The organism is Mesorhizobium sp. P2_E7 (assembly GCF_056403855.1).
In genome coordinates, this window is sequence record NZ_JBFUER010000003.1 from 30,326 (window position 1) to 48,895 (window position 18,570).

Genomic DNA, 18,570 nt, shown 5'->3' on the forward strand with positions numbered 1-18,570 from the left:
CTGGAAGCCAATTCCATCAGCTCCGGTAATCGCCATTGATGGCGACATATTCCTTGGTGAGGTCGCAGGTCCACACCGTCGCCTTGCCGCGGCCGATGCCGATATCGGCGCGGATGCGGATATCGTCGCGCTTCATATAGGCCGAGGTCGCTTCCTCGGAGTAGTTGGGGTCGCGCTCGCCTTCATGCGCCAGCCGGTTGTCGCCGAACCAGATCGACAGAAGGTCGCGATCGGCCGGTTCGCCGGCCTTGCCGACGGCCATGACGACGCGGCCCCAATTGGCGTCCTCGCCGGCGACCGCCGTCTTGACCAGCGGCGAATTGGCGATCGACAGCGCGATGCGCTTGGCCGAGCGCGCAGATTTCGCCCCGGTGACGGTGACTTCGACCTGCTTGCGGGCGCCCTCGCCGTCGCGCACCACTTGCAGCGCCAGCGACTTCAGCACCTTGCCAAGTGCGCGGCGGAAGGCGCCGAGGCGCGCATCCTTGGGATCGCTGATGACCGGCGCGCCGCGCTTGGCCGCAGCGCCGGTGGCGAACAACAGCAGCGTGTCGCTGGTCGAGGTGTCGCTGTCGACGGTGACCGCGTTGAAGGTCTTGGCGGTGCCGCGCGACAACAAATCCTGCAGCACGGGGGCGGCGATCGGCGCGTCGGTGGCGATGAAGGACAGCATCGTCGCCATGTCGGGCGCGATCATGCCGGCGCCCTTGGAAATGCCGTTGATGACGACGTCGGCGTCGCCGAGCTTGACCGTCGCGGTCGCCACTTTCGGATAGGTGTCGGTGGTCATGATGGCCTTGGCCGCTTCGGTCCACAGATCGGGCTTGCCGTCCTTGACCAGACCGGAGAGCAGATGGCTGAATTTGGTGGTGTCGAGCGGCTCGCCGATGACGCCGGTGGAGGCGAGGAACACTTCGCCTGGCGTGCAGCCCGCGGCCTTGGCCGCCGCTTCGCCGGTCAGCTGGGTAGAGGCGCGGCCCTTCTTGCCGGTGAAGGCGTTGGCGTTGCCCGAGTTGACGACCAGCACCCGCGCCTTGCCGGCGCCAAGGTTCTGCCGGCAGAAATCGACCGGCGCCGAGGGGCATTTCGATTTCGTGAAGACACCGGCAACAGCGGTTCCGGCGTCAAAGACCATGGCCAGCAAATCGGTGCGGTTCTTGTATTTGATCCCGGCCTCGGCGGTGGCGATGCGCACGCCCTCAATGGCAGGCATTTTGGGATATTTCTTCGGCGCGAGCGGCGAAATCGTTGCGGACATTGGGGACCTCGGGCGACGGAAAACGCTGGGGAAGGCCGGTTTGCCTGATACCACGGCCCGGCGCAAGGGCGTTTTCTTGGCCGCCGGCACCGGCAAGCCAGCTTGGATTAAGCTTGCATTTCAAATCCGTTGGCGTCACTGGGGCCTCTGGCGTTATGATATCGGCCATGGGCAGGCTGGTGATCTTGGCGGTGGCGTTTATGGGGCTTTTGCTCCTGAGCGCCGATGCGCAGCCGGAACGGCGCGTGGCGCTGGTCATCGGCAACGGCACCTATGCCGAGGCCGGCACGCTCGCCAATCCGGTCAACGATGCCCTCGACATTGCCGGCAAGCTGCGCTCGATCGGCTTCGACGTCATCGAGGGCAACGATCTTGGCAAGCGTGAGCTCGAGCGCAAGATCGGCGAATTTTCCGATGCGCTGCAAGGCGCCGGCGTCGGCCTGTTCTATTATGCCGGCCATGGCCTGCAGGTCGAAGGGCGCAACTACATCGTCCCGGTCGACGCCCGGCTCGACATGCCGGTCAAGCTGCAGCTCGAAGCCGTGCCGATCGACGAAGTCCTCGACATCATGGAACAGCAGACCAAGGTCAGCCTGGTGTTCCTCGATGCCTGCCGCAACAATCCCTTTGCCCGCAGCCTGAGCCGCACCGCCACCACGCGCTCGGCGACGGCGCTTGCCGGCCTGGCGCAATTCGATTCGACGCGCGGCTCCTTCATCGCCTTCTCGACCGCGCCGGGCGCTGTCGCCATGGACGGAACCGGGCGCAATTCACCGTTTGCCGCCGCATTGCTGCGGCACATGGCCGAACCCGGCCAGAGCATCAACGACATGATGATCGCGGTGCGCCGCGACGTGGTTTCCGAAACCCGCGAGGGGCAGCGCCCCTGGGAACAGGGTTCGCTGCTCGAACGGTTTGAATTCGTGCCCGGCGGCGAAACGGTCGCACAGAAGCCCCCGGTCGCTCCGGCACCCGAGACAAAGGTCGCGGCACTCGAACGGTCCGTCGGCGACGACAAGACCGCGATCGAGAAATTCCTGCGCGATGATTATCTGGCGCCCGATGCCGCGGCGATCGGCGAGACGGTCAAGCGGCTCTATGCCCCTTCCGCCACCATCTTCGGCACGCGCTACGACAGCGACGCCGTCATCAAGCTCAAGACCGACTGGTTCGCGCAATTTGCCTCCTGGTCGTTCAGCCTCGAACCCGGCAGCCTTGACGTGACGCCGCAGGGCGAGGACCGCGCCGAAGCCGTGTTCGCGATGAGCTATGATTATCAGCCGAAGGACAAATCGGTGGCGCGTATGACCGGCAAGGCAAAGGTCACGCTCGGCCTTGTCAAAAGCGACGGCCAATGGCGGATCGCCTCGGAAACCTCGCAAGCGATGAACTGAATTCCCCCCAGGGGCGAATACGGGCCTGCTTCCACAAGTCGCTGGAAACGGGCCGTTTCGTTTGAGTTCCGGCTCACCTATATTGCCGGCGAAAGTGTTGGCGAGGACAGACATGGGCGAGGATCCGGCGCGCAGATCGATCGGGGCGCGGCGCAATCCCGACAGCGCCGAGGCCATTCTCGAGGCCGCGGAGGCAGTGCTGGTCGAGGCCGGCTACGCGGGATTCTCCATTGAGGCCGTGGCGCGGCGTGCACGCGCCGGCAAGCCCACGATCTATCGCTGGTGGCCGAGCAAGGCGGCCTTGTTGCTGGAAGTCTACAAGCGGCAAAAGCGCGTCGCCGTCCCCGATACCGGCAATCTCGAAAACGATCTCGTCGGTTTCCTCCAAAACCTCTTCGCGCACTGGCGTGACACATCCTCGGGCAGCGTGTTCCGGTCGCTGATCGCCGAAGCGCAGTCGGATGAAGCGGCGGCCGTGGCCTTGACTGGCTATGCCGATGGACGTCGGTCCCACACCGCCCGGATCATCGAGCGCGCCAGGGCGCGAGGCGAGGTTGCCGCCGATATCGATGCGGCGCTGGTCGCCGACCTCGTGGCTTCCTATGCCTGGAAGCACCTCTTGACCAACCGTCTCGACGAAGACGAGGTTACAATCCGCGCCACCGTCCGCTATGTGATATCGGGCATCTCTGGCTGATCGCCGACAACCGCCGGGGGGCGACTTGACCGAAAACGCCTTACCGGTTCTGCCCGTCGGCCTGATCATCGTTTCCGACTATCTGACACAAGATGGCGATGACGAACTGCGCCGGGCAGTGCGCGCTTATGCGCAGGATGCGCGCGGCGTTCCGGCTGAAATCATCATCATGCTGCCGCATGGCCACGCATCGGCAATCGAGGCCGAACTGTCTGGAAAACCGGCCTTTTCCTGCCCTTCGGTGATCGTCGCGACGCATGATAGCGACGAATCCTCGCAACTGAAAGACGCAGCGCTTGCCTATTGCCGCCATGACCTCGTCGCCGTGGTCGAGGCCGATTGCCTGACGCGGCCCGGATGGCTGGCGATTCTTTACGAAGCGGTCGTGAAGAATCCGACGATCGATGCGATTTCCGGCCGCACCACTTACGACAAGGACACCATGATGATGCGGGTGATGTCGCTGCTCGACCGCGGCTTCATCGAACGCCGCAACCGCAGCGGCCAGATCATCCATGTCAGCAACAATGGCGCGCTTTACCGGCGGCCGATTCTCGAGCGCCATCGCTTCGAAGCCGATCATGGGCCCTTCGTTTCCTCGCATCTGCGGCAGCACGCGATGCTGAGGGATGGCGTGACCATGGAAGTGGCCACCGAGGCGGTCTCGATCCACGCCTATGAGGGCCTGGGCTTCATCTGGGATGTCAGACGCAACAAGGGCTACCAATACGCGCGCATGGATTTGCTGACGAAAGGCCGGCGCTCGAGGCTGGGCCTCGCCTGGCGGGCGGTGAAAACGTCCTTCAAGGAAAACCGCCAGACCGCACAGGCCGTCGGCACGGCGTTTTGCCGCTGGACGGACTGGCCGCTGTTCTGGGCGATGATGGTTCTGGTGCGCATCCCCGAATTCAGCGGCGCCCTGGCCGCCGGCGATCCGGCGGCGTTCAAGGCGTCCACCCACTATCGCTGACTTTCAGCCAGCCAAGGCTCGAAAACAAAAAGGGCGCCAAACGGCGCCCCTTTGCATGCTTTTCGAGGTGCCGCCTTACTTGCCGGCTTCCATCGTGTCGACGGCCTTCTTCAGATTGGCGTCGGGGATTTCGACCTTGGCCGCGCCGCGCAGCTGCTTGACCAGCGCGAAATACTTGTCGCGGATGACCGCCTGCTTGGCCTGGTCCTTGACGTCGTCAAACGCCGGCGGCTGCTTGACGCGCTTGTCCTCGAGCTTGATGACGTGCCAGCCGAACTGCGACTGCACCGGCTCCTTGGTGTATTTGCCGACGTCGAGCGCGAATGCCGCCTTGTCGAATTCCGGCACCATCTGGCCTGGGCCGAACCAGCCGAGATCGCCACCATTGGTCTTGCCCGAGGGATCGCTGGTGTGCTCGTTGGCGAGCTTCTGGAAATCGGCGCCGCCGTCGAGCTGCTTGATGATCGCCTCGGCCTCTTCCTTGGTCTTCACGAGGATGTGACGGGCATGAACCTCATTGACCGGCGGCGTGCTGGCGATTTCCTGGTCATAGCGGGCGCGCACCTCGGCGTCGGTGACCTTGTCGACGACGCCCTTCTCGACCATCTCGCCATGCAGCGCGCGCTGCTGCAGGAACGCCATGCGGCGCTGGAATTCGGGATCCTTGTCGAGCCCGGTGGCGACCGCCTGGGCGGCCATGACGCGGATCTCGATGGCCGCCGAAAGGGCGGCGGCGCGGCGCTGCTCGGGCGGCAACTGCGCGAATTGCTGCGACAGTTCACCCTCGGCAAGCCCAAGGTCCGCCTCGGTCAGCTTCTCGCCATTGACGGTGGCGATCACCGCATTGGGGTCGACGGGTGCGGCGGCTGGCGCTGCAGCATCGGCCGGGGCGGGAGCGGCTTCCTGGGCCAGGACAGGCGACAGCGAAAGAGCCGACAGGCCGAAGACCAGGCCAAGGCTGGCGAGCGACGCACGGCGAAACAGTAAGGACATCAAGATTAACTCCAAGGGGGATTGGTCGGGCTTGCAGATCAGCCGGATTGTGGCGGAATTTGGCGCTGCCCATAGGGCTAACGCGGCGTTGACATCAGTTGAGCCCCCTCTTATCTGTCCAACGACTTTGCGTCCAGAACCGTTTTCCGGGCGCTTTTTGCGTTTGTCTGCGTTTCACGCGGAATTGATGGGGCCGGCCGGCGCCCGTCTCAAGATTGAGAATTCTATCGAAAGGACCATTGGATGGTCAGTCTCGGCGGTCTCGCCCGTAAGGTTTTCGGCTCCTCAAACGATCGCCGCGTCAAGGCGACCCGGCCGCGTGTCGAGGCGATCAACGCCATGGAAAACGAGATGCGGGCGCTGTCCGATGCCGAGCTGCAGGCTCGCACGGAAAAATTCCGCCAGGATATCGCCAACGGCGCCACCCTCGATGACCTGCTGATACCGGCCTTCGCCACCGCCCGCGAGGCGGCGCGCCGCGTGCTCGGCATGCGCCCGTTCGATGTCCAGCTGATCGGCGGCATGGTGCTGCACAATGGCGGTATCGCCGAAATGCGGACCGGCGAGGGCAAGACCCTGGTCGCCACCCTGCCCGTCTATCTCAATGCGCTTGCCGGCAAAGGCGTTCACGTCGTCACCGTCAACGACTACCTCGCCACGCGTGACTCCGAATGGATGGGCCGCGTCTACAAATTCCTCGGCCTTTCGGTCGGCGTCATCGTCCACGGTCTCTCCGACGAGGAGCGCCGCATCGCCTACGCCGCCGACGTCACCTATGCCACCAACAACGAGCTCGGCTTCGACTATCTGCGCGACAACATGAAGTACGAGCGCGCCCAGATGGTCCAGCGCGGCCACAATTACGCGATCGTCGACGAAGTCGATTCCATCCTGGTCGACGAGGCGCGCACGCCGCTGATCATTTCCGGTCCGCTCGAGGACCGTTCGGAAATGTACAACACCATCGACGCCTTCATGCTGCAGCTCGGCCCGGCCGACTACGAGATCGACGAGAAGCAGAAGACCTCGATCTTCACCGAGGAAGGCACCGAAAAGCTGGAAAACCTGCTGCGCGCGGCCGGCCTGCTCAAGGGCGAGTCGCTCTATGATGTCGAGAACGTCGCCATCGTTCACCACGTCAACAATGCGCTTAAGGCGCACCGGCTGTTCCAGAAGGACAAGGACTACATCGTCCGCAACGACGAGATCGTCATCATCGACGAATTCACCGGCCGCATGATGCCGGGACGCCGCTATTCGGAAGGCCTGCACCAGGCGCTCGAAGCCAAGGAGCATGTGGCGATCCAGCCGGAAAACCAGACGCTGGCCTCGGTCACCTTCCAGAACTATTTCCGCCTCTACAAGAAGCTCTCCGGCATGACCGGCACGGCGCTGACCGAGGCCGAGGAATTCGGCAACATTTACGGCCTCGAAGTCACCGAGATCCCGACCAATCTGCCTGTCATCCGCAAGGATGAGGACGACGAGGTCTACCGGACGGTCGAGGAGAAGTACAAGGCGATCGTCAAGGAGATCAAGGAAGCGCGCGCCAAGGGCCAGCCGACGCTGGTCGGCACCACATCCATTGAAAAATCCGAGCAACTGGCCGAGCGCCTGCGCAAGGAAGGGTTCAAGGATTTCGAGGTGCTGAACGCCCGCCATCACGAGCGCGAGGCGGCCATCGTCGCCCAGGCCGGCAAGCCCGGCGCCATCACCATCGCCACCAACATGGCGGGACGCGGCACCGACATCAAGCTCGGCGGCAACGCCGAGATGCGCATCGAGGACGAACTGGGCGACATGCCTGCCGGACCCGAGCGCGAGGCGCGCGAAAAGGAAATCAACGCCGATGTCGAGCGCCTGAAGGACAAGGCGCTGGCCGCCGGCGGCCTCTACGTGCTCGCTACGGAGCGCCATGAATCGCGCCGCATCGACAACCAGCTCCGCGGCCGTTCCGGCCGCCAGGGCGACCCCGGCCGTTCGAAATTCTTCCTGTCGCTGCAGGACGACCTGATGCGCATCTTCGGGTCCGAGCGCATGGACGGCATGCTGCAGAAGCTCGGCCTCAAGGAAGACGAGGCCATCATCCATCCGTGGATCAACAAGGCGCTGGAAAAGGCGCAGAAGAAGGTCGAAGCGCGCAACTTCGACATCCGCAAGAACCTGTTGAAATACGACGACGTCTCGAACGACCAGCGCAAGGTGGTGTTCGAGCAGCGCATCGAATTGATGGACGGCGAAGGCCTCTCGGAGACGATCGCCGAGATGCGCGAAGGCGTCATCGAGGAGATCGTCACCAAGAACATCCCCGAAAACGCCTATGCCGAGCAGTGGAACGTCGCCGGCCTCAAATCCGAGGTCGCCGAATTCCTCAATCTCGACCTGCCGGTCGAGGACTGGGTCAAGGAAGAAGGCATTGCCGAAGACGACATCCGCGAACGCCTGACCGAAGCCGCCGACGCCGCCGCCAAGGAGCGCGCCGACCGGTTTGGTCCCGACGTGATGAGCTATGTCGAACGCTCGGTGGTGCTGCAGACGCTCGACCATCTGTGGCGCGAGCACATCGTCAATCTCGACCATCTGCGTTCGGTCGTCGGCTTCCGCGGCTACGCCCAGCGCGATCCGCTGCAGGAATACAAGGGCGAGGCGTTCGAGCTGTTCCAGGCGCTGCTCGGCAATCTGCGCCAGGCCGTCACCGCGCAATTGATGCGCGTCGAACTGGTCCGCCAGGCCGCCGAAGCGCCGCCGCCCGAGGCGCCCGACATGTTCGGCAGCCACATTGACGGCACCACCGGCGAGGACGATTTCGGCGGCGGCGAGACCGCGCTTCTGGTCCGCCAGGAGAGCAGCGCCATCGTCGCTCCCGAAGACCGCGACCCGAACAACCAGGCGACCTGGGGCAAGGTCGGCCGCAACGAAGCCTGCCCCTGCGGCTCCGGCAAGAAATACAAGCACTGCCACGGCGCGTTTGCCTGATTTCGACCGCTAGACTAGGGTGTCGGGGCCGGTTATGGGCCGGCCCCGATTTTTGAAGGCAGGCGGCGTCAGCTGCGAAGGAACGTCAGCAGATCGGCATTCAGCCGGTCCTTATCGACGTGAAGCAAGCCGTGGGACCCACCCTCGTAAACCACGAGCTTGGCCTGCGGCATGAGCTTGGCGGTCAGGTTCCCGGAGATCTCCAGCGGGACGATCTGATCGTCGCTGCCGTGCACCACAAGCGCGGGGACAGTGATCTTCTTGAGGTCCTCGCGGAAATCGGTTTCCGAGAAGGCACCAAGTGCGTGATAGGCGGCGAGCAGCCCGGTTGCCTGTCCCTGCCGCCAGTAGTTTTGCCGCAAGCCCTCGGAGATCTTCGCGCCCGGCCGGTTGAAGCTGTAGTACGGCATGGTGACGTCGAGATTCCATTGCGAACGGTCAGCCTGCACAGCCGCGCGAAAACCGTCGAACACCTCCTTGGGCGCCCCCGTCGGATTGGTCTCGGTCTTGAGCAGGAATGGCGTCACCGCGGAGACAAAGGCGGCCTTGGCGACGCGGCCCTGGCCATGGCGTCCGACATAACGGGCGACTTCGCCGCCGCCCATCGAATGACCAATGAAGGTCGCCTCGCGGAGGTCGAGCGCATTGACCAGTTGTGCCAGATCGTCGGCGAACGTGTCGTAATCGTAACCGTTCGCCGGCTGGCTTGACCGTCCGAAGCCACGACGGTCATGGGCGATGACCCGATAGCCGTTCTGCAGCAGGAAGAACATCTGGTCCTCCCATGCATCGGAGGAGAGTGGATAGCCGTGGCTGAAGACGACGGCCGGTCCCGTGCCCCAATCCTTGTAGTAGAGGCTGGTGCCGTCCTTGGTGGTCAGATGGTTCGCTGTCGGCTCGCCGGCATTTGCCGGCACCAGGGTTTTTGCACCGGCAGCACCGGCGCTGGCAGTGGCAAGGCCGACGCCAGCGGCGACGCCTTTCAAGAGGTTACGCCGGAAAGCACTGTCAGGTGTCGAGATCGTGGACATGGTGAACTCCGTGAAAAGAAGCCGCTTGCGGCGGCGGGATTGGTGAATGGTCGGGAGAAGAACCGGTCTGCCCGGTGGTTGGCAGAAAAGTTCGGAGTGGAATCAGAAGCCGGGGCGATCAAGGATTGTCATGAAAGGCCCTTTAGCTGTCTATCGATAGGTAGGTAACGACACAGCAGTTAGGCCTTTCCTTTCTCTGCGTCAACAACTATCTATCGAGTGGTAGACAGAGGATGAAGATGGCTAAAACGAAAACTGACATGCGCGAGGCGGTTATGGCGGCCGCAAAAGCGACAGTGCAGGCGCATGGCTACAACGCCCTCAGCTTTCGCGAGCTTGCCAAAGAGGTCGGGATCAAGAGCGCCAGTGTGCACTATCACTTCCCCACCAAAGGCGACCTGGGGGCCGCGCTGGCGCGTCGCTATACCGAGGATGGGGCCAACTATCTGTCGGAGCTGCTTGCAAATTCCAGCGACGCGACCTGGCGCATGGACAGATATACGGAAATCTTTCGCTCGGCGTTGGCCAATGACAATCGCATGTGCCTGTGCGGGATGATGAGCGCGGAACTCGCCGACCTTCCCACGGAGGTGCGAACCGAGGTCGACAAGTTTGCCGAGACGAATGTCGGCTGGATCACCCAGGTTCTGGCGCAGGCAAACCCTGCGGCGAGCGAGCAGGATTTGCGCGACCACGCGATGGCGATCTTCGCCGCCATCGAGGGAGCACAGCTCGTGGCGCGCGGTTGCCAGGACATCGGCATCTATGATCGAACGATCAGGGCGTATCGCGCCACCGGCCTCATGCCGTGACTGCCTGCGGCCGCGCTCGACTAGACTAGGTCGGGGGCGCGAAGGATCGCTGACCTCTCAGTCGAAACTTTGGAACAAGCTTCTCACAAAAGCCCAGAATCCCGCGCCGCCGCCGTCGCCTGACCGCGCGACACCGCGTCCAGTTTGCCCAGCACGGCCGAGACATGGTGATCGACCGTTTTCGGCGAAATCGTCAACTGCTCGGCGATCCGCTTGTTGGAGAGACCACGTTCGATCAGCTGCAGCACCTGCATCTGGCGCAAGGTGAGGCCGGCGAGATTGGCGCGCGTCGAGCGGCGTGGGCCGCGGGCAATGCCGCCAATGCCGTTCTTGCGCATGATTTCGCGCAGCCGCTGGGCAGCCGGCCATGCCCCCAGGCCATCGAATATCTCCAGTGCCAGCCGCTGCCCCTCATCGTCGCCAAGGGTGAGCGCCAGAGCGCGTTCGTAGGGCGCATTCAAGTCGGCCCACAGTGCCGAAGCCGAACGCCAGTCGCCGGTCAAAAGCAGACGGTATGGCGTCGCCATATCGGCAGTATCGCCGGCCGGCATGTCCGGAGCGAGCAATGTTCGCCATAGCGCCAGTTCCCCGATATGGGCGCGCGAGCGCACCGGCGTTTCGGCGCGGGCGATCAGCGCCAACGCCTTCTCCTTGTCGCCCAGCCCCAGCCATGCCTGCTCGGCCGTCAGCGCTGCGTAGGAACTCAGCATCTGCAGGTCTGCACCACTTCCGACGAACCGCGCCATTTCGGCAAACAGCGGCTCGGCCGACGGATCGCCGCGCCGCAGTCGCAGTTTCGCCAGGGCCAGCAGCGCCGGGAGCCGGCCCACGGTCGTTGTCCGCTCATTGTCGATGACGTCGGTTGCTGTGGCGGCGGCGTCGTCCCATTGGCCTTGGCGCAGCTGCACATCGGCCAGCATGCCTCTGAGATAGTCGCGCCAGGTGCCAAGGTCGTTTTCGGTGCAATAGTGGATGCCGCTATCGAGCACCGGCCGCGCCGCGTCGTAGCTCATCTGGGTGATCTCGAAACAGGCGCGGTTGGTAAAGGCGCGCGCGGCATGTTCCTGGAAATTGCCCTGAAGTGCGATTTCGAGGCTTTGGTCGAGGCGCAGGCGTCCGGCAGCCGGATCCAGCCACTGCTCGACGCAGCCGACATTGTTGAGGGCATGCGACGCGATGTCGGGCCGGTTCATGCGCTCGGCCAGCGCAGCCGCCTTCTCGCCATAGAACAGCGTGTCCTCCACCTTCTCCGACAGCATCGCCAGATGGGAAAGGTTCGAATAGGCCATGGCCAGTTCCGGACCGGCGGGAGCAGCTTCCAGCATCGCCACGGCCTCGGCGCCGAAGGCGGCTGCCGCTTCGCGGTCGTCGCCCATTTCGCTCAGCCTGGAAAGCCATCTCAGGCTGTCGCCCTCCTTCAGCCTGTTGCCGTCGGCTTGATGCAGCCGGCGTGCCTGTTCCTGCGACGCGAGCGCGTCGGCGATCTTGCCAATGAGGTGGCTTTCGAAGGCATGTCGTTCGTAGAGTTCCGCGCGTTCCGTGGCCGGCAGGCTGTCGGCCTGCTGCAAGGCGATCTCGTAGTAGCCGGCGGCATCGCGATGGGCGCCGACGCGCGACGCCTCGCGCGCCGCGATCGGCGCCAGTTCGCGCACCGCAGCCAGATTGTGCGCCTCGACCGCATGATGCACCAGACGGCCCGTGGAGACGTCGCCGTTTTCGAGCAGCGCAGCCAAGGCACGCTGGTTGAACTGCCGCCTGTGCGACGTCGTCAACATCATTTCGATGGCGCGCCGCGCAATGTCGTGGCGAAAGGCATAGCCGTCGCCGAGATCGTCGAGCAGGCCGTTGGCGACGCATTCGGCCAGCTGGCCGGCGCTGGCCACGCCGCACAGGCCCTGCAAGGCCCAGGCGTCGGCGCGACGCGGAAACACCGACACCGCGTCAAGCATTGCGCGAGCCCCTGGCGACAGCCGCTCAGCCCGCGCCAGCACCGCGTCGCGCACGCTTGCCGGCAACGCAGTTTCGTTTTCGGCGCACAGCAATTCGGTGACGAAGAAAGCATTGCCTGCGGTCGCCCGGTAGATGGCGTCGCCATCGCGGCCGGCGGCATCGGCCAGCGACAGAACGGCCGCCTCGCTGAGCAGCGGCACCTCGATGCGCGCCACGCTGCCGGCCGGGATTTCGCCCAGCGCGCGGCGGACCCTGACCTGGGCTTCGCTGCGATCGTTGCGCGCGGTCACCAGGAGCAGAATCTGGGTGTTGGCGATACGCCGGCCAAGGAAGCGCACGAAATCGAGCGTCGCGTCGTCGGCCCAGTGCAGGTCTTCGATCACCAGCAGGCTCGGTCCCTTTGCCGCGAAGGCGTCGAGCGCATCTGAAAACAGCGGCAGTCTCTGCCCATGCCGGGCGTCGATGGCGCGCGGCAGTGCCCATTGCGCCTCGCGGGCCAGATCGTAGAGAGGGCCTAGCGGATCGGGGATCGACAGATCCTCGCAGGCGCTGCGCAACGTCACCGCACTCTGCCCGACACGGGCCGCGAACGCCTCAACAAGCGCCGTCTTGCCGGCGCCAGCCTCCCCCGCCAGTACCGCGACGCGGCCATGACCGCCGATTGCATCGCCAAGCAAGGTCTCCAGTTGCTGCAGCTGCATCTGCCGTTCCAGAAGCATCATTATCGTCTCGTATGATCGGAGTTTTCCCACCATGGCGGGCCGCTCACGATAGCCCGTGAAGAGAGCGCCGCAATGTGACTTTGCACACATTGCCGTGCCTCTTCCCACAAAGAACGACGCCAATATAGGGAATCGTCCCGCCAAATATGGGGAATCGTTCCGATGCGCGGGCCGGGCCGGCGTGGTCAACGTCCAGCCGCGCTCCGATCGAGCGTGACTCAATGGAAAAGGAAGCCTTCCATGCCTCGCTATCTGATTGAACGCACATTTCCGGACGGCCTCAACATACCGATGACCGACATCGGCGCCAGCGCGGTGGGCGGCGTCGTCATGCGCAATGCCGAGAAGGGCGTCACCTGGATCCAGTCCTTCGTCACGCCCGACAAGAAGCGCAGCTTCTGCATCTACGACGCGCCCTCGCCCGAAGCGATCCGCAGCACCGCCCAGAAAAACTCGCTGCCCGTCGACAAGATCACGGAGGTGCGGGTTCTTGACCCTTACTTTTACCTCTGACCCGGCGTTCGGTCGCTACAATGATGAGCATCAAACTGCCCTTCGCGGCCATGGCGAACTGCCTGGTGGCCTGCCGGTCGGTGGAACCGAGCCTGTCCTGGGAAAGGCCGGCCTGCTCGGCCGTCTATGGCGGTTCGCGACGAAGCTGCCTGCGCATCTGTCTGAAAGGCGGCGCCTGCCCCCGGAAAGCGACTATCTGAGGCGCGACATCGGGCTCTCGGAGCGGGAAGTGCCGCAGGAATATTGGCAATACTATTTTTGGGATCGTTGATTTTGCACGGGTTTTAGCGGCGGCCGGAAGCTCGGCTACCGGAGCTGCATAACCATCACATGAACGGGGACGGACAAGCTCGTTCCCCCAAATCCTTGAACCAACGCTGCCGGCATTTTCGGCAGGCCCGACCGGGTCGCCATCGCCTCAAGCGTCAACAAACGAACGGAATGACCATGACCATAACTCTTTGGACGACACGCTTCGCGGCCCTGGCCGCCATCTCGATCGCGGCCGGTGCTGCCGCCCAGGCGCACGACGCCAATGCGCTGGCCGAAAAGGTGCGCGCCGCCAACAGCCGTTTCGAAAATGTGGTGGCTGCCACAGCCGAAGGTTACGCCCCGATCCCTTGCGCCAGCGGCATCACCGGCGGCGCGATGGGCATCCACTATGTCAACGGCGCCTATCTCAAGGACGATGCCGTCGATGTCGCCAAGCCCGAGGCGGTGATGTACGAGCCGATGGCCGACGGCAGCCTGAAGCTGATAGCGGTCGAATACATCACCTCGAAGGGCCCGGCCTCGCTCGAAGGCCAGCTGTTCAACTTCAACAGCGCCCCCAACCGCTACGGCCTGGGCCCGTTCTACGAGTTGCATGTTTGGGCCTGGAAACAGAACCCGACCGGCGCCTTCGCCGACATGAACCCGAACGTCTCGTGCGACGCGATGAAGGGGATGTAACGCTCCCCTTGTAGCACCTCGGGCACCGGACGCATCCGGTGCCCGGCCATCCCCCTTGGCGGGGGGAGGGGCGAGCGCAACGCCGACCGGCTCCCCAGTCTTCCCCGGCGTTCGCTCGCCTTTCGTTTTGCCACCGGCATGCGATTGACGTACTTTGCACATGCGACTGTCCTTGGCAGCTCGGCGTACCCGCACCTGCCCACCCTTTCTTAAGGTGTTTCGGCTACACCGAAACCTTGGGAACAGGCGGAAAACGGAGAGACATCGGGGTGCGCTTTTCCGCGGCGACGACGGCCGGGCGGTTCTTGCCGCAGCGCTTGGCGCTGCGCATGGGGCCGCTGCTTGGGCGCATCGATGCGGTGCTGTTCACCGCCGACGAGCGCGGCGAAGCCGGGCGCATGTCGCTCATCGCCTTTGCCATCCGCATCGTCAGCGCCGTCATCGCCTTCATCAGCCAGGTGCTGATGGCGCGCTGGATGGGCTCGTTCGAATACGGCATTTTCGTCCTCGTCTGGGTGACGATGGTCATCGTCGGCAACCTCGCCTGCCTCGGCTTTCACACCTCGGTCATCCGCTTCATTCCCGAATACCGCGAACGCAACATGCTGGACGAGCTGCGCGGCATCGTGGTCGCCAGCCGCCTGTTCGTGCTGATCGCCTCGACCGTAATCGCCGGCCTTGGCGTACTGGGCGTCTGGCTGTGCGCGGACTGGATCGAGAGCTACTATGTCATCCCGTTCATCCTCGGCCTGTTCTGCCTGCCGATGATTGCCATGGGCGACCTGCTGCAAGGCCAGTCGCGGGCCAATTCCTGGGCGCTGTTTGCATTGTCGCCGACCTATCTGGTGCGGCCGGTGCTGATCCTGGCGTTGATGGCGCTGATGCTGGCGATGGGCTATGCGCCCGACGCCCGGACCGCGATCTTCGCCTCGATCGCCGCCACCTACGCCACCACGCTCGGTCAGCTCATCGGCGTCACCCAGCGCATGGGCAAGAACATCCCGACCGGGCCGATGAAGGTGCATTTTGCCGAGTGGTTCATCGTCTCGCTGCCGATCTTCCTGGTCGAGAGCTTTTTCTTCCTGCTCACCAACGCCGATGTGCTGATGGTCGGCGCCTATCTGCAACCCAACGACGTCGCCGTCTATTTCGCCACCGTCAAGACGCTGGCGCTGGTGCATTTCGTCTACTTCTCCGTCAAGGCCGGCGTTGCCCAGCGCTATGCGCAATTCACCCATGGCGAACCGGAGAAGCTCGCCGCCTTTGCCCGTGAGACCGTGTCGTGGACGTTCTGGCCGTCGCTGCTGATGGCGCTGCTGGTGCTGGCGCTCGGCGAGCCGATGCTGGTGCTGTTCGGCCCCGAATTCACCGCCGGCTATCCGCTGCTGTTCCTGCTGGTGTTCGGTGTCGTGGCGCGCGCCGCTGTCGGCCCGTGCGAAAGCCTTTTGACGATGAGCGGCAACCAGAACATCTGCGCCGCCGTGTACGCCATGACGCTGGCCTTCAACATCGGCCTCAACATAGTGCTGATCCCGCTCTTCGGCCTGTGGGGGGCCGCGATCGCCACCAGCCTTGCCATGGTCTTCGAGGCCAGTGCTCTGTCCTTCACCGTCTGGCGCAAGCTTGGTATCGTCATGCTGATCTTCGTTCCCGCAGCCAAGAGAGCCGCCTGATGGCCGCCATCCCGTTGATCGAGGAAACCAGTGGCGGTCCCGCCGGCGCCATGGTGTCGGGCCTTGCCGGCCTGGCGCGCGACGCGGATCCGGCGCATCTCGAGATCCTCGCCAACAACCGGCCGCAGCGCAAGCTGGCGATCTATCCGGCTTCGGCCGGCTTCGAGCTGGTCGAGGAACTCGATTTTCTGTGCACCCGCACGATCGAGCCCAATGTCTTCTTCAACCCACGCTTCCTGGCGCCGGCCATGCCCCGGTTGGAGGATCGCGAGGTCAAGCTGGCGGTCATTCGTGACGGCGACGAATACCGCAACCGGCTGCGCCTGCTGGTGCCGTTCTCGGTCGAACGGCCGGCGATTCCACTCGGCGTTCCCGTCATGCGCACATGGTCGAGCCCGTTCGGCCCGATCGGCACGCCGCTGGTCGACCACGACGACCCGATCGGCGTCGTCGAGGACTTCTTCGGCATGCTGTCGCGGCCGCACCTGAAGCTGCCGAAAGTCTTCGTGCTGCCCGACATGCGGCTCGACGATCCGTTGGCCAGCGTGCTTGCCACCGTTGCCGAGACGCGCGGCCTGACAATGGTCACAACCGGCAAGGCGGACCGGCCGGTGCTCGAAAGTACGCTCGACGGCGAGGCCTATCTGAAGGCATCGCTGCGCGCGCATCACCATCGCGAATTCCGCCGCCTGAAGCGGCGCCTGGGCGATCTCGGCAAACTGGAACATGTCGTGGCGCGCGGTCCGGACGAAATCCGCCATGCCATCGAAAGTTTTCTGACGCTGGAAGCGTCCGGCTGGAAAGGCCGCGAGCGCACCGCCATGGCCATCGACCGCTTCCGCGCCGCTTTCGCCCGCGAGGCCGTACACCGGTTGGCTGAACACGACATGTGTCGCATCCATTCGCTGACGCTGGACGGCCGCACCATCGCCTGCCTGGTGGTCTTCGTCGAGGCCGGCGTCGCCTACACCTGGAAGACCGCCTATGACGAGACGCTGGCGACCTATTCGCCGGGCACGCTTTTGATGATCGAGGTGACCAAGCAGCATCTCGACGACCCCAACATCATGATGACCGATTCCTGCGCCGTACCCGACCATCCGGTGATGAGCCGGCTGTGGAGCGAGCGCAAGCCGATGGGCTCGCTGGTGATCGGGCTGACGCCGGATGCCGACCGCCTTGCCCGCCAGGCCGCCTCGCAGCTGCACCTCTACCGCGAGACCCGCAACATGGCCCGCCTCCTGCGCAACCGCATGAAGAGTTTGCTGGGACGGCGCTAAGCCGTGTACCCCGCGGGAGCCTTGAGAAAAGCCACTGGATCAGCAGCAAAACCCGAGCTATGGGTCGCGGCGGCAATTTCGGCCGGCCTTCACGACAAGCCATCCTGATGATCAGAACCTTTTTGCGTCACGCCGGTCCCTGTGCGGCAGTCCTGCTGCTTGCACTGCTGCCCGTTCGCGCCTGGGCGGGTAGCTGTCCCGAGGATTGCAGCGAGCCACCCGTCAACATCTACAGCCACACCGGCGCCGGCCACCTCGGCCCGGCTACGTTGGGCGCGCTGCCGCGCGTCTATGTGCCGAACCGCTCCTCCAACAGCGTCACCGTAATCGACACCATGACGCTGAAGGAAGTCGACCGGTTCTCCGTCGGCAGCAAACCGCAGCACGTCGTGCCCTCGTGGGACCTGAAGACGCTCTGGGTCGCCAACAATGGCACCGGCAAGAACGGCAGCCTGACGCCGGTCGACCCGATGACCGGCAAGCCCGGCCCGCAGATTGCCGTGGACGATCCCTATAATTTGTATTTCATGCCGGATGGCAGCGCGGCCATCGTCGTCGACGAAGCCCTGGAGCGGCTCGATTTTCGCGATCCACACACCATGGCCCTGAAGTCGAGCCTGCCGACGCCCAACTGCCCCGGCATCAACCACGCCGATTTCTCGGCCGACGGCTCCTATGCGATCTTCACCTGCGAATACGGCAATGGCGGAGTGACCAAGATCGACCTGAAGAACCAGAAGGTGCTTGGCCATCTCGACTTCTCGAAAATGGGCATGCCGCAGGACATCCGCCTCTCGCCCGACGGCAAGGTCTTCTATGTCGCCGACATGATGAATGACGGTGTCTTCCTTGTCGACGGCGACAGTTTCAAGGAAATCGGCTTCATCCCGACCGGCATCGGCGCCCATGGCTTCGTCGTTAGCCGCGACGGCAAGCGGCTTTACGTCTCGAACCGCGGCTCGCACAAAATGGAGCAGGGCAAGGCGAAGGGACCGGGCAGCGTGACCGTGATCGACTTCGCCACCCGCGCGGTCGTCACGCAATGGCCGATCCCCGGCGGCGGCAGCCCCGACATGGGCAATGTCAGCGCCGACGGCAAACAACTATGGCTGTCCGGCCGCTTCGACAGCGCCGCCTACATGATCGACACGACATCCGGCGCCGTGACCAAATTCCGCGTCGGCGCCGAACCGCACGGCCTGACGGTCTGGCCGCAGCCGGGACGGTATTCGCAGGGCCATACGGGGAATATGCGGTAGGGTGCGTCTGCTCTGCCTTTTCTATCGGCGGCTGCTGCCGTCGGCTTTATCGTGGCCCTGATGCTGGACCGGCTATCGATGAATGTCATCG

General features: G+C 64.1%; 15 protein-coding genes. 10 read left to right on the forward strand and 5 right to left on the reverse strand.

What is annotated here, in order from left to right; genetic code table 11:
• Window positions 1–16: 16 nt before the first annotated feature.
• Window positions 17–1,258, reverse strand: coding sequence for a bifunctional glutamate N-acetyltransferase/amino-acid acetyltransferase ArgJ (gene argJ / locus AC1DYC_RS19340; RefSeq protein ID WP_477409062.1), 1,242 nt, complete (start codon window positions 1,256–1,258; stop codon window positions 17–19).
• Window positions 1,200–1,517: a hypothetical protein gene (locus tag AC1DYC_RS19345; protein ID WP_477409064.1), complete on the reverse strand. Its 318-nt coding sequence runs from the start codon at window positions 1,515–1,517 to the stop codon at window positions 1,200–1,202. The genes argJ and AC1DYC_RS19345 overlap by 59 nt, the downstream gene beginning before the upstream one ends.
• On the opposite strand from AC1DYC_RS19345, the gene AC1DYC_RS19350 reads away from it, so the two are divergent.
• From AC1DYC_RS19350 to AC1DYC_RS19360, 3 genes are all read left to right on the forward strand, one after another.
• Window positions 1,504–2,652 (forward strand): caspase family protein, encoded by a 1,149-nt coding sequence (locus AC1DYC_RS19350; protein WP_477409066.1) that lies wholly within the window; start codon window positions 1,504–1,506, stop codon window positions 2,650–2,652. The two genes, AC1DYC_RS19345 and AC1DYC_RS19350, sit on opposite strands and share 14 nt — an antisense overlap.
• A 112-nt stretch (window positions 2,653–2,764) precedes the next feature.
• Entirely contained in the window at window positions 2,765–3,349 is a 585-nt protein-coding gene (locus tag AC1DYC_RS19355; protein ID WP_477305757.1) for a TetR/AcrR family transcriptional regulator, read from the forward strand.
• A 25-nt stretch (window positions 3,350–3,374) separates the two neighbouring features.
• Complete coding sequence (locus AC1DYC_RS19360; protein ID WP_477409068.1) at window positions 3,375–4,319, forward strand: glycosyltransferase; 945 nt, start codon at window positions 3,375–3,377, stop codon at window positions 4,317–4,319.
• A 75-nt stretch (window positions 4,320–4,394) separates the two neighbouring features.
• Here the strand turns inward: AC1DYC_RS19360 and AC1DYC_RS19365 are convergent, their stop codons facing one another.
• A complete protein-coding gene (locus tag AC1DYC_RS19365) occupies window positions 4,395–5,312 on the reverse strand; it encodes a peptidylprolyl isomerase (protein ID WP_477409070.1) in 918 nt (305 codons plus the stop codon).
• 243 nt (window positions 5,313–5,555) lie between these two features.
• Here AC1DYC_RS19365 and secA point away from each other — a divergent pair, with 243 nt between their 5' ends.
• Window positions 5,556–8,288 (forward strand): preprotein translocase subunit SecA, encoded by a 2,733-nt coding sequence (gene secA / locus AC1DYC_RS19370; RefSeq protein WP_477409072.1) that lies wholly within the window; start codon window positions 5,556–5,558, stop codon window positions 8,286–8,288.
• 68 nt (window positions 8,289–8,356) lie between these two features.
• Here secA and AC1DYC_RS19375 read toward each other — a convergent pair whose 3' ends face one another.
• On the reverse strand, window positions 8,357–9,319 hold the full coding sequence (locus tag AC1DYC_RS19375; protein WP_477409074.1) for an alpha/beta fold hydrolase: 963 nt from the start codon (window positions 9,317–9,319) through the stop codon (window positions 8,357–8,359).
• Window positions 9,320–9,558: 239 nt separating this feature from the next.
• Here AC1DYC_RS19375 and AC1DYC_RS19380 point away from each other — a divergent pair, with 239 nt between their 5' ends.
• Complete coding sequence (locus tag AC1DYC_RS19380) at window positions 9,559–10,131, forward strand: TetR/AcrR family transcriptional regulator (protein ID WP_477305759.1); 573 nt, start codon at window positions 9,559–9,561, stop codon at window positions 10,129–10,131.
• A gap of 83 nt (window positions 10,132–10,214) precedes the next feature.
• On the opposite strand, the gene AC1DYC_RS19385 is transcribed toward AC1DYC_RS19380, so the two are convergent.
• On the reverse strand, window positions 10,215–12,803 hold the full coding sequence (locus AC1DYC_RS19385) for a helix-turn-helix transcriptional regulator (RefSeq protein ID WP_477409076.1): 2,589 nt from the start codon (window positions 12,801–12,803) through the stop codon (window positions 10,215–10,217).
• A gap of 240 nt (window positions 12,804–13,043) precedes the next feature.
• Between AC1DYC_RS19385 and AC1DYC_RS19390 the strand changes: the two genes are divergently transcribed.
• The 5 genes from AC1DYC_RS19390 (at window position 13,044) to AC1DYC_RS19410 (ending at window position 18,479) form a co-directional block, all read left to right on the forward strand.
• Window positions 13,044–13,316 (forward strand): DUF4242 domain-containing protein, encoded by a 273-nt coding sequence (locus AC1DYC_RS19390; protein WP_352557606.1) that lies wholly within the window; start codon window positions 13,044–13,046, stop codon window positions 13,314–13,316.
• A gap of 447 nt (window positions 13,317–13,763) precedes the next feature.
• The gene (locus tag AC1DYC_RS19395) at window positions 13,764–14,267 is read left to right on the forward strand and encodes a hypothetical protein (protein WP_477409078.1); all 504 of its coding nucleotides are present in this window, start codon (window positions 13,764–13,766) and stop codon (window positions 14,265–14,267) included.
• A gap of 269 nt (window positions 14,268–14,536) precedes the next feature.
• Window positions 14,537–15,940, forward strand: a complete 1,404-nt coding sequence (locus AC1DYC_RS19400; protein ID WP_477409080.1) for a lipopolysaccharide biosynthesis protein — start codon at window positions 14,537–14,539, stop codon at window positions 15,938–15,940.
• A complete protein-coding gene (locus AC1DYC_RS19405; protein ID WP_477409082.1) occupies window positions 15,940–17,220 on the forward strand; it encodes a GNAT family N-acetyltransferase in 1,281 nt (426 codons plus the stop codon). Before AC1DYC_RS19400 ends, AC1DYC_RS19405 begins: the two co-directional genes overlap by 1 nt.
• Before the next feature lie 107 nt (window positions 17,221–17,327).
• Window positions 17,328–18,479, forward strand: coding sequence for a YncE family protein (locus AC1DYC_RS19410; protein ID WP_477409084.1), 1,152 nt, complete (start codon window positions 17,328–17,330; stop codon window positions 18,477–18,479).
• The last annotated feature ends 91 nt before the right edge of the window (window positions 18,480–18,570 follow it).

Excerpts from the sequence above, each read along its gene's own strand:
- secA (WP_477409072.1), top strand. The coding sequence starts at position 5,556 with ATGGTCAGTCTCGGCGGTCTCGCCCGTAAGGTTTTCGGCTCCTCAAAC.
- AC1DYC_RS19365 (WP_477409070.1), bottom strand. The coding sequence starts at position 5,312 with ATGTCCTTACTGTTTCGCCGTGCGTCGCTCGCCAGCCTTGGCCTGGTC.
- AC1DYC_RS19375 (WP_477409074.1), bottom strand. The coding sequence starts at position 9,319 with ATGTCCACGATCTCGACACCTGACAGTGCTTTCCGGCGTAACCTCTTG.
- AC1DYC_RS19410 (WP_477409084.1), top strand. The coding sequence starts at position 17,328 with ATGATCAGAACCTTTTTGCGTCACGCCGGTCCCTGTGCGGCAGTCCTG.
- AC1DYC_RS19345 (WP_477409064.1), bottom strand. The coding sequence starts at position 1,517 with ATGACCAGCGCCACGCGCCGTTCCGGCTGCGCATCGGCGCTCAGGAGC.
- AC1DYC_RS19390 (WP_352557606.1), top strand. The coding sequence starts at position 13,044 with ATGCCTCGCTATCTGATTGAACGCACATTTCCGGACGGCCTCAACATA.
- AC1DYC_RS19355 (WP_477305757.1), top strand. The coding sequence starts at position 2,765 with ATGGGCGAGGATCCGGCGCGCAGATCGATCGGGGCGCGGCGCAATCCC.
- argJ (WP_477409062.1), bottom strand. The coding sequence starts at position 1,258 with ATGTCCGCAACGATTTCGCCGCTCGCGCCGAAGAAATATCCCAAAATG.
- AC1DYC_RS19380 (WP_477305759.1), top strand. The coding sequence starts at position 9,559 with ATGGCTAAAACGAAAACTGACATGCGCGAGGCGGTTATGGCGGCCGCA.
- AC1DYC_RS19405 (WP_477409082.1), top strand. The coding sequence starts at position 15,940 with ATGGCCGCCATCCCGTTGATCGAGGAAACCAGTGGCGGTCCCGCCGGC.
- AC1DYC_RS19395 (WP_477409078.1), top strand. The coding sequence starts at position 13,764 with ATGACCATAACTCTTTGGACGACACGCTTCGCGGCCCTGGCCGCCATC.
- AC1DYC_RS19385 (WP_477409076.1), bottom strand. The coding sequence starts at position 12,803 with ATGATGCTTCTGGAACGGCAGATGCAGCTGCAGCAACTGGAGACCTTG.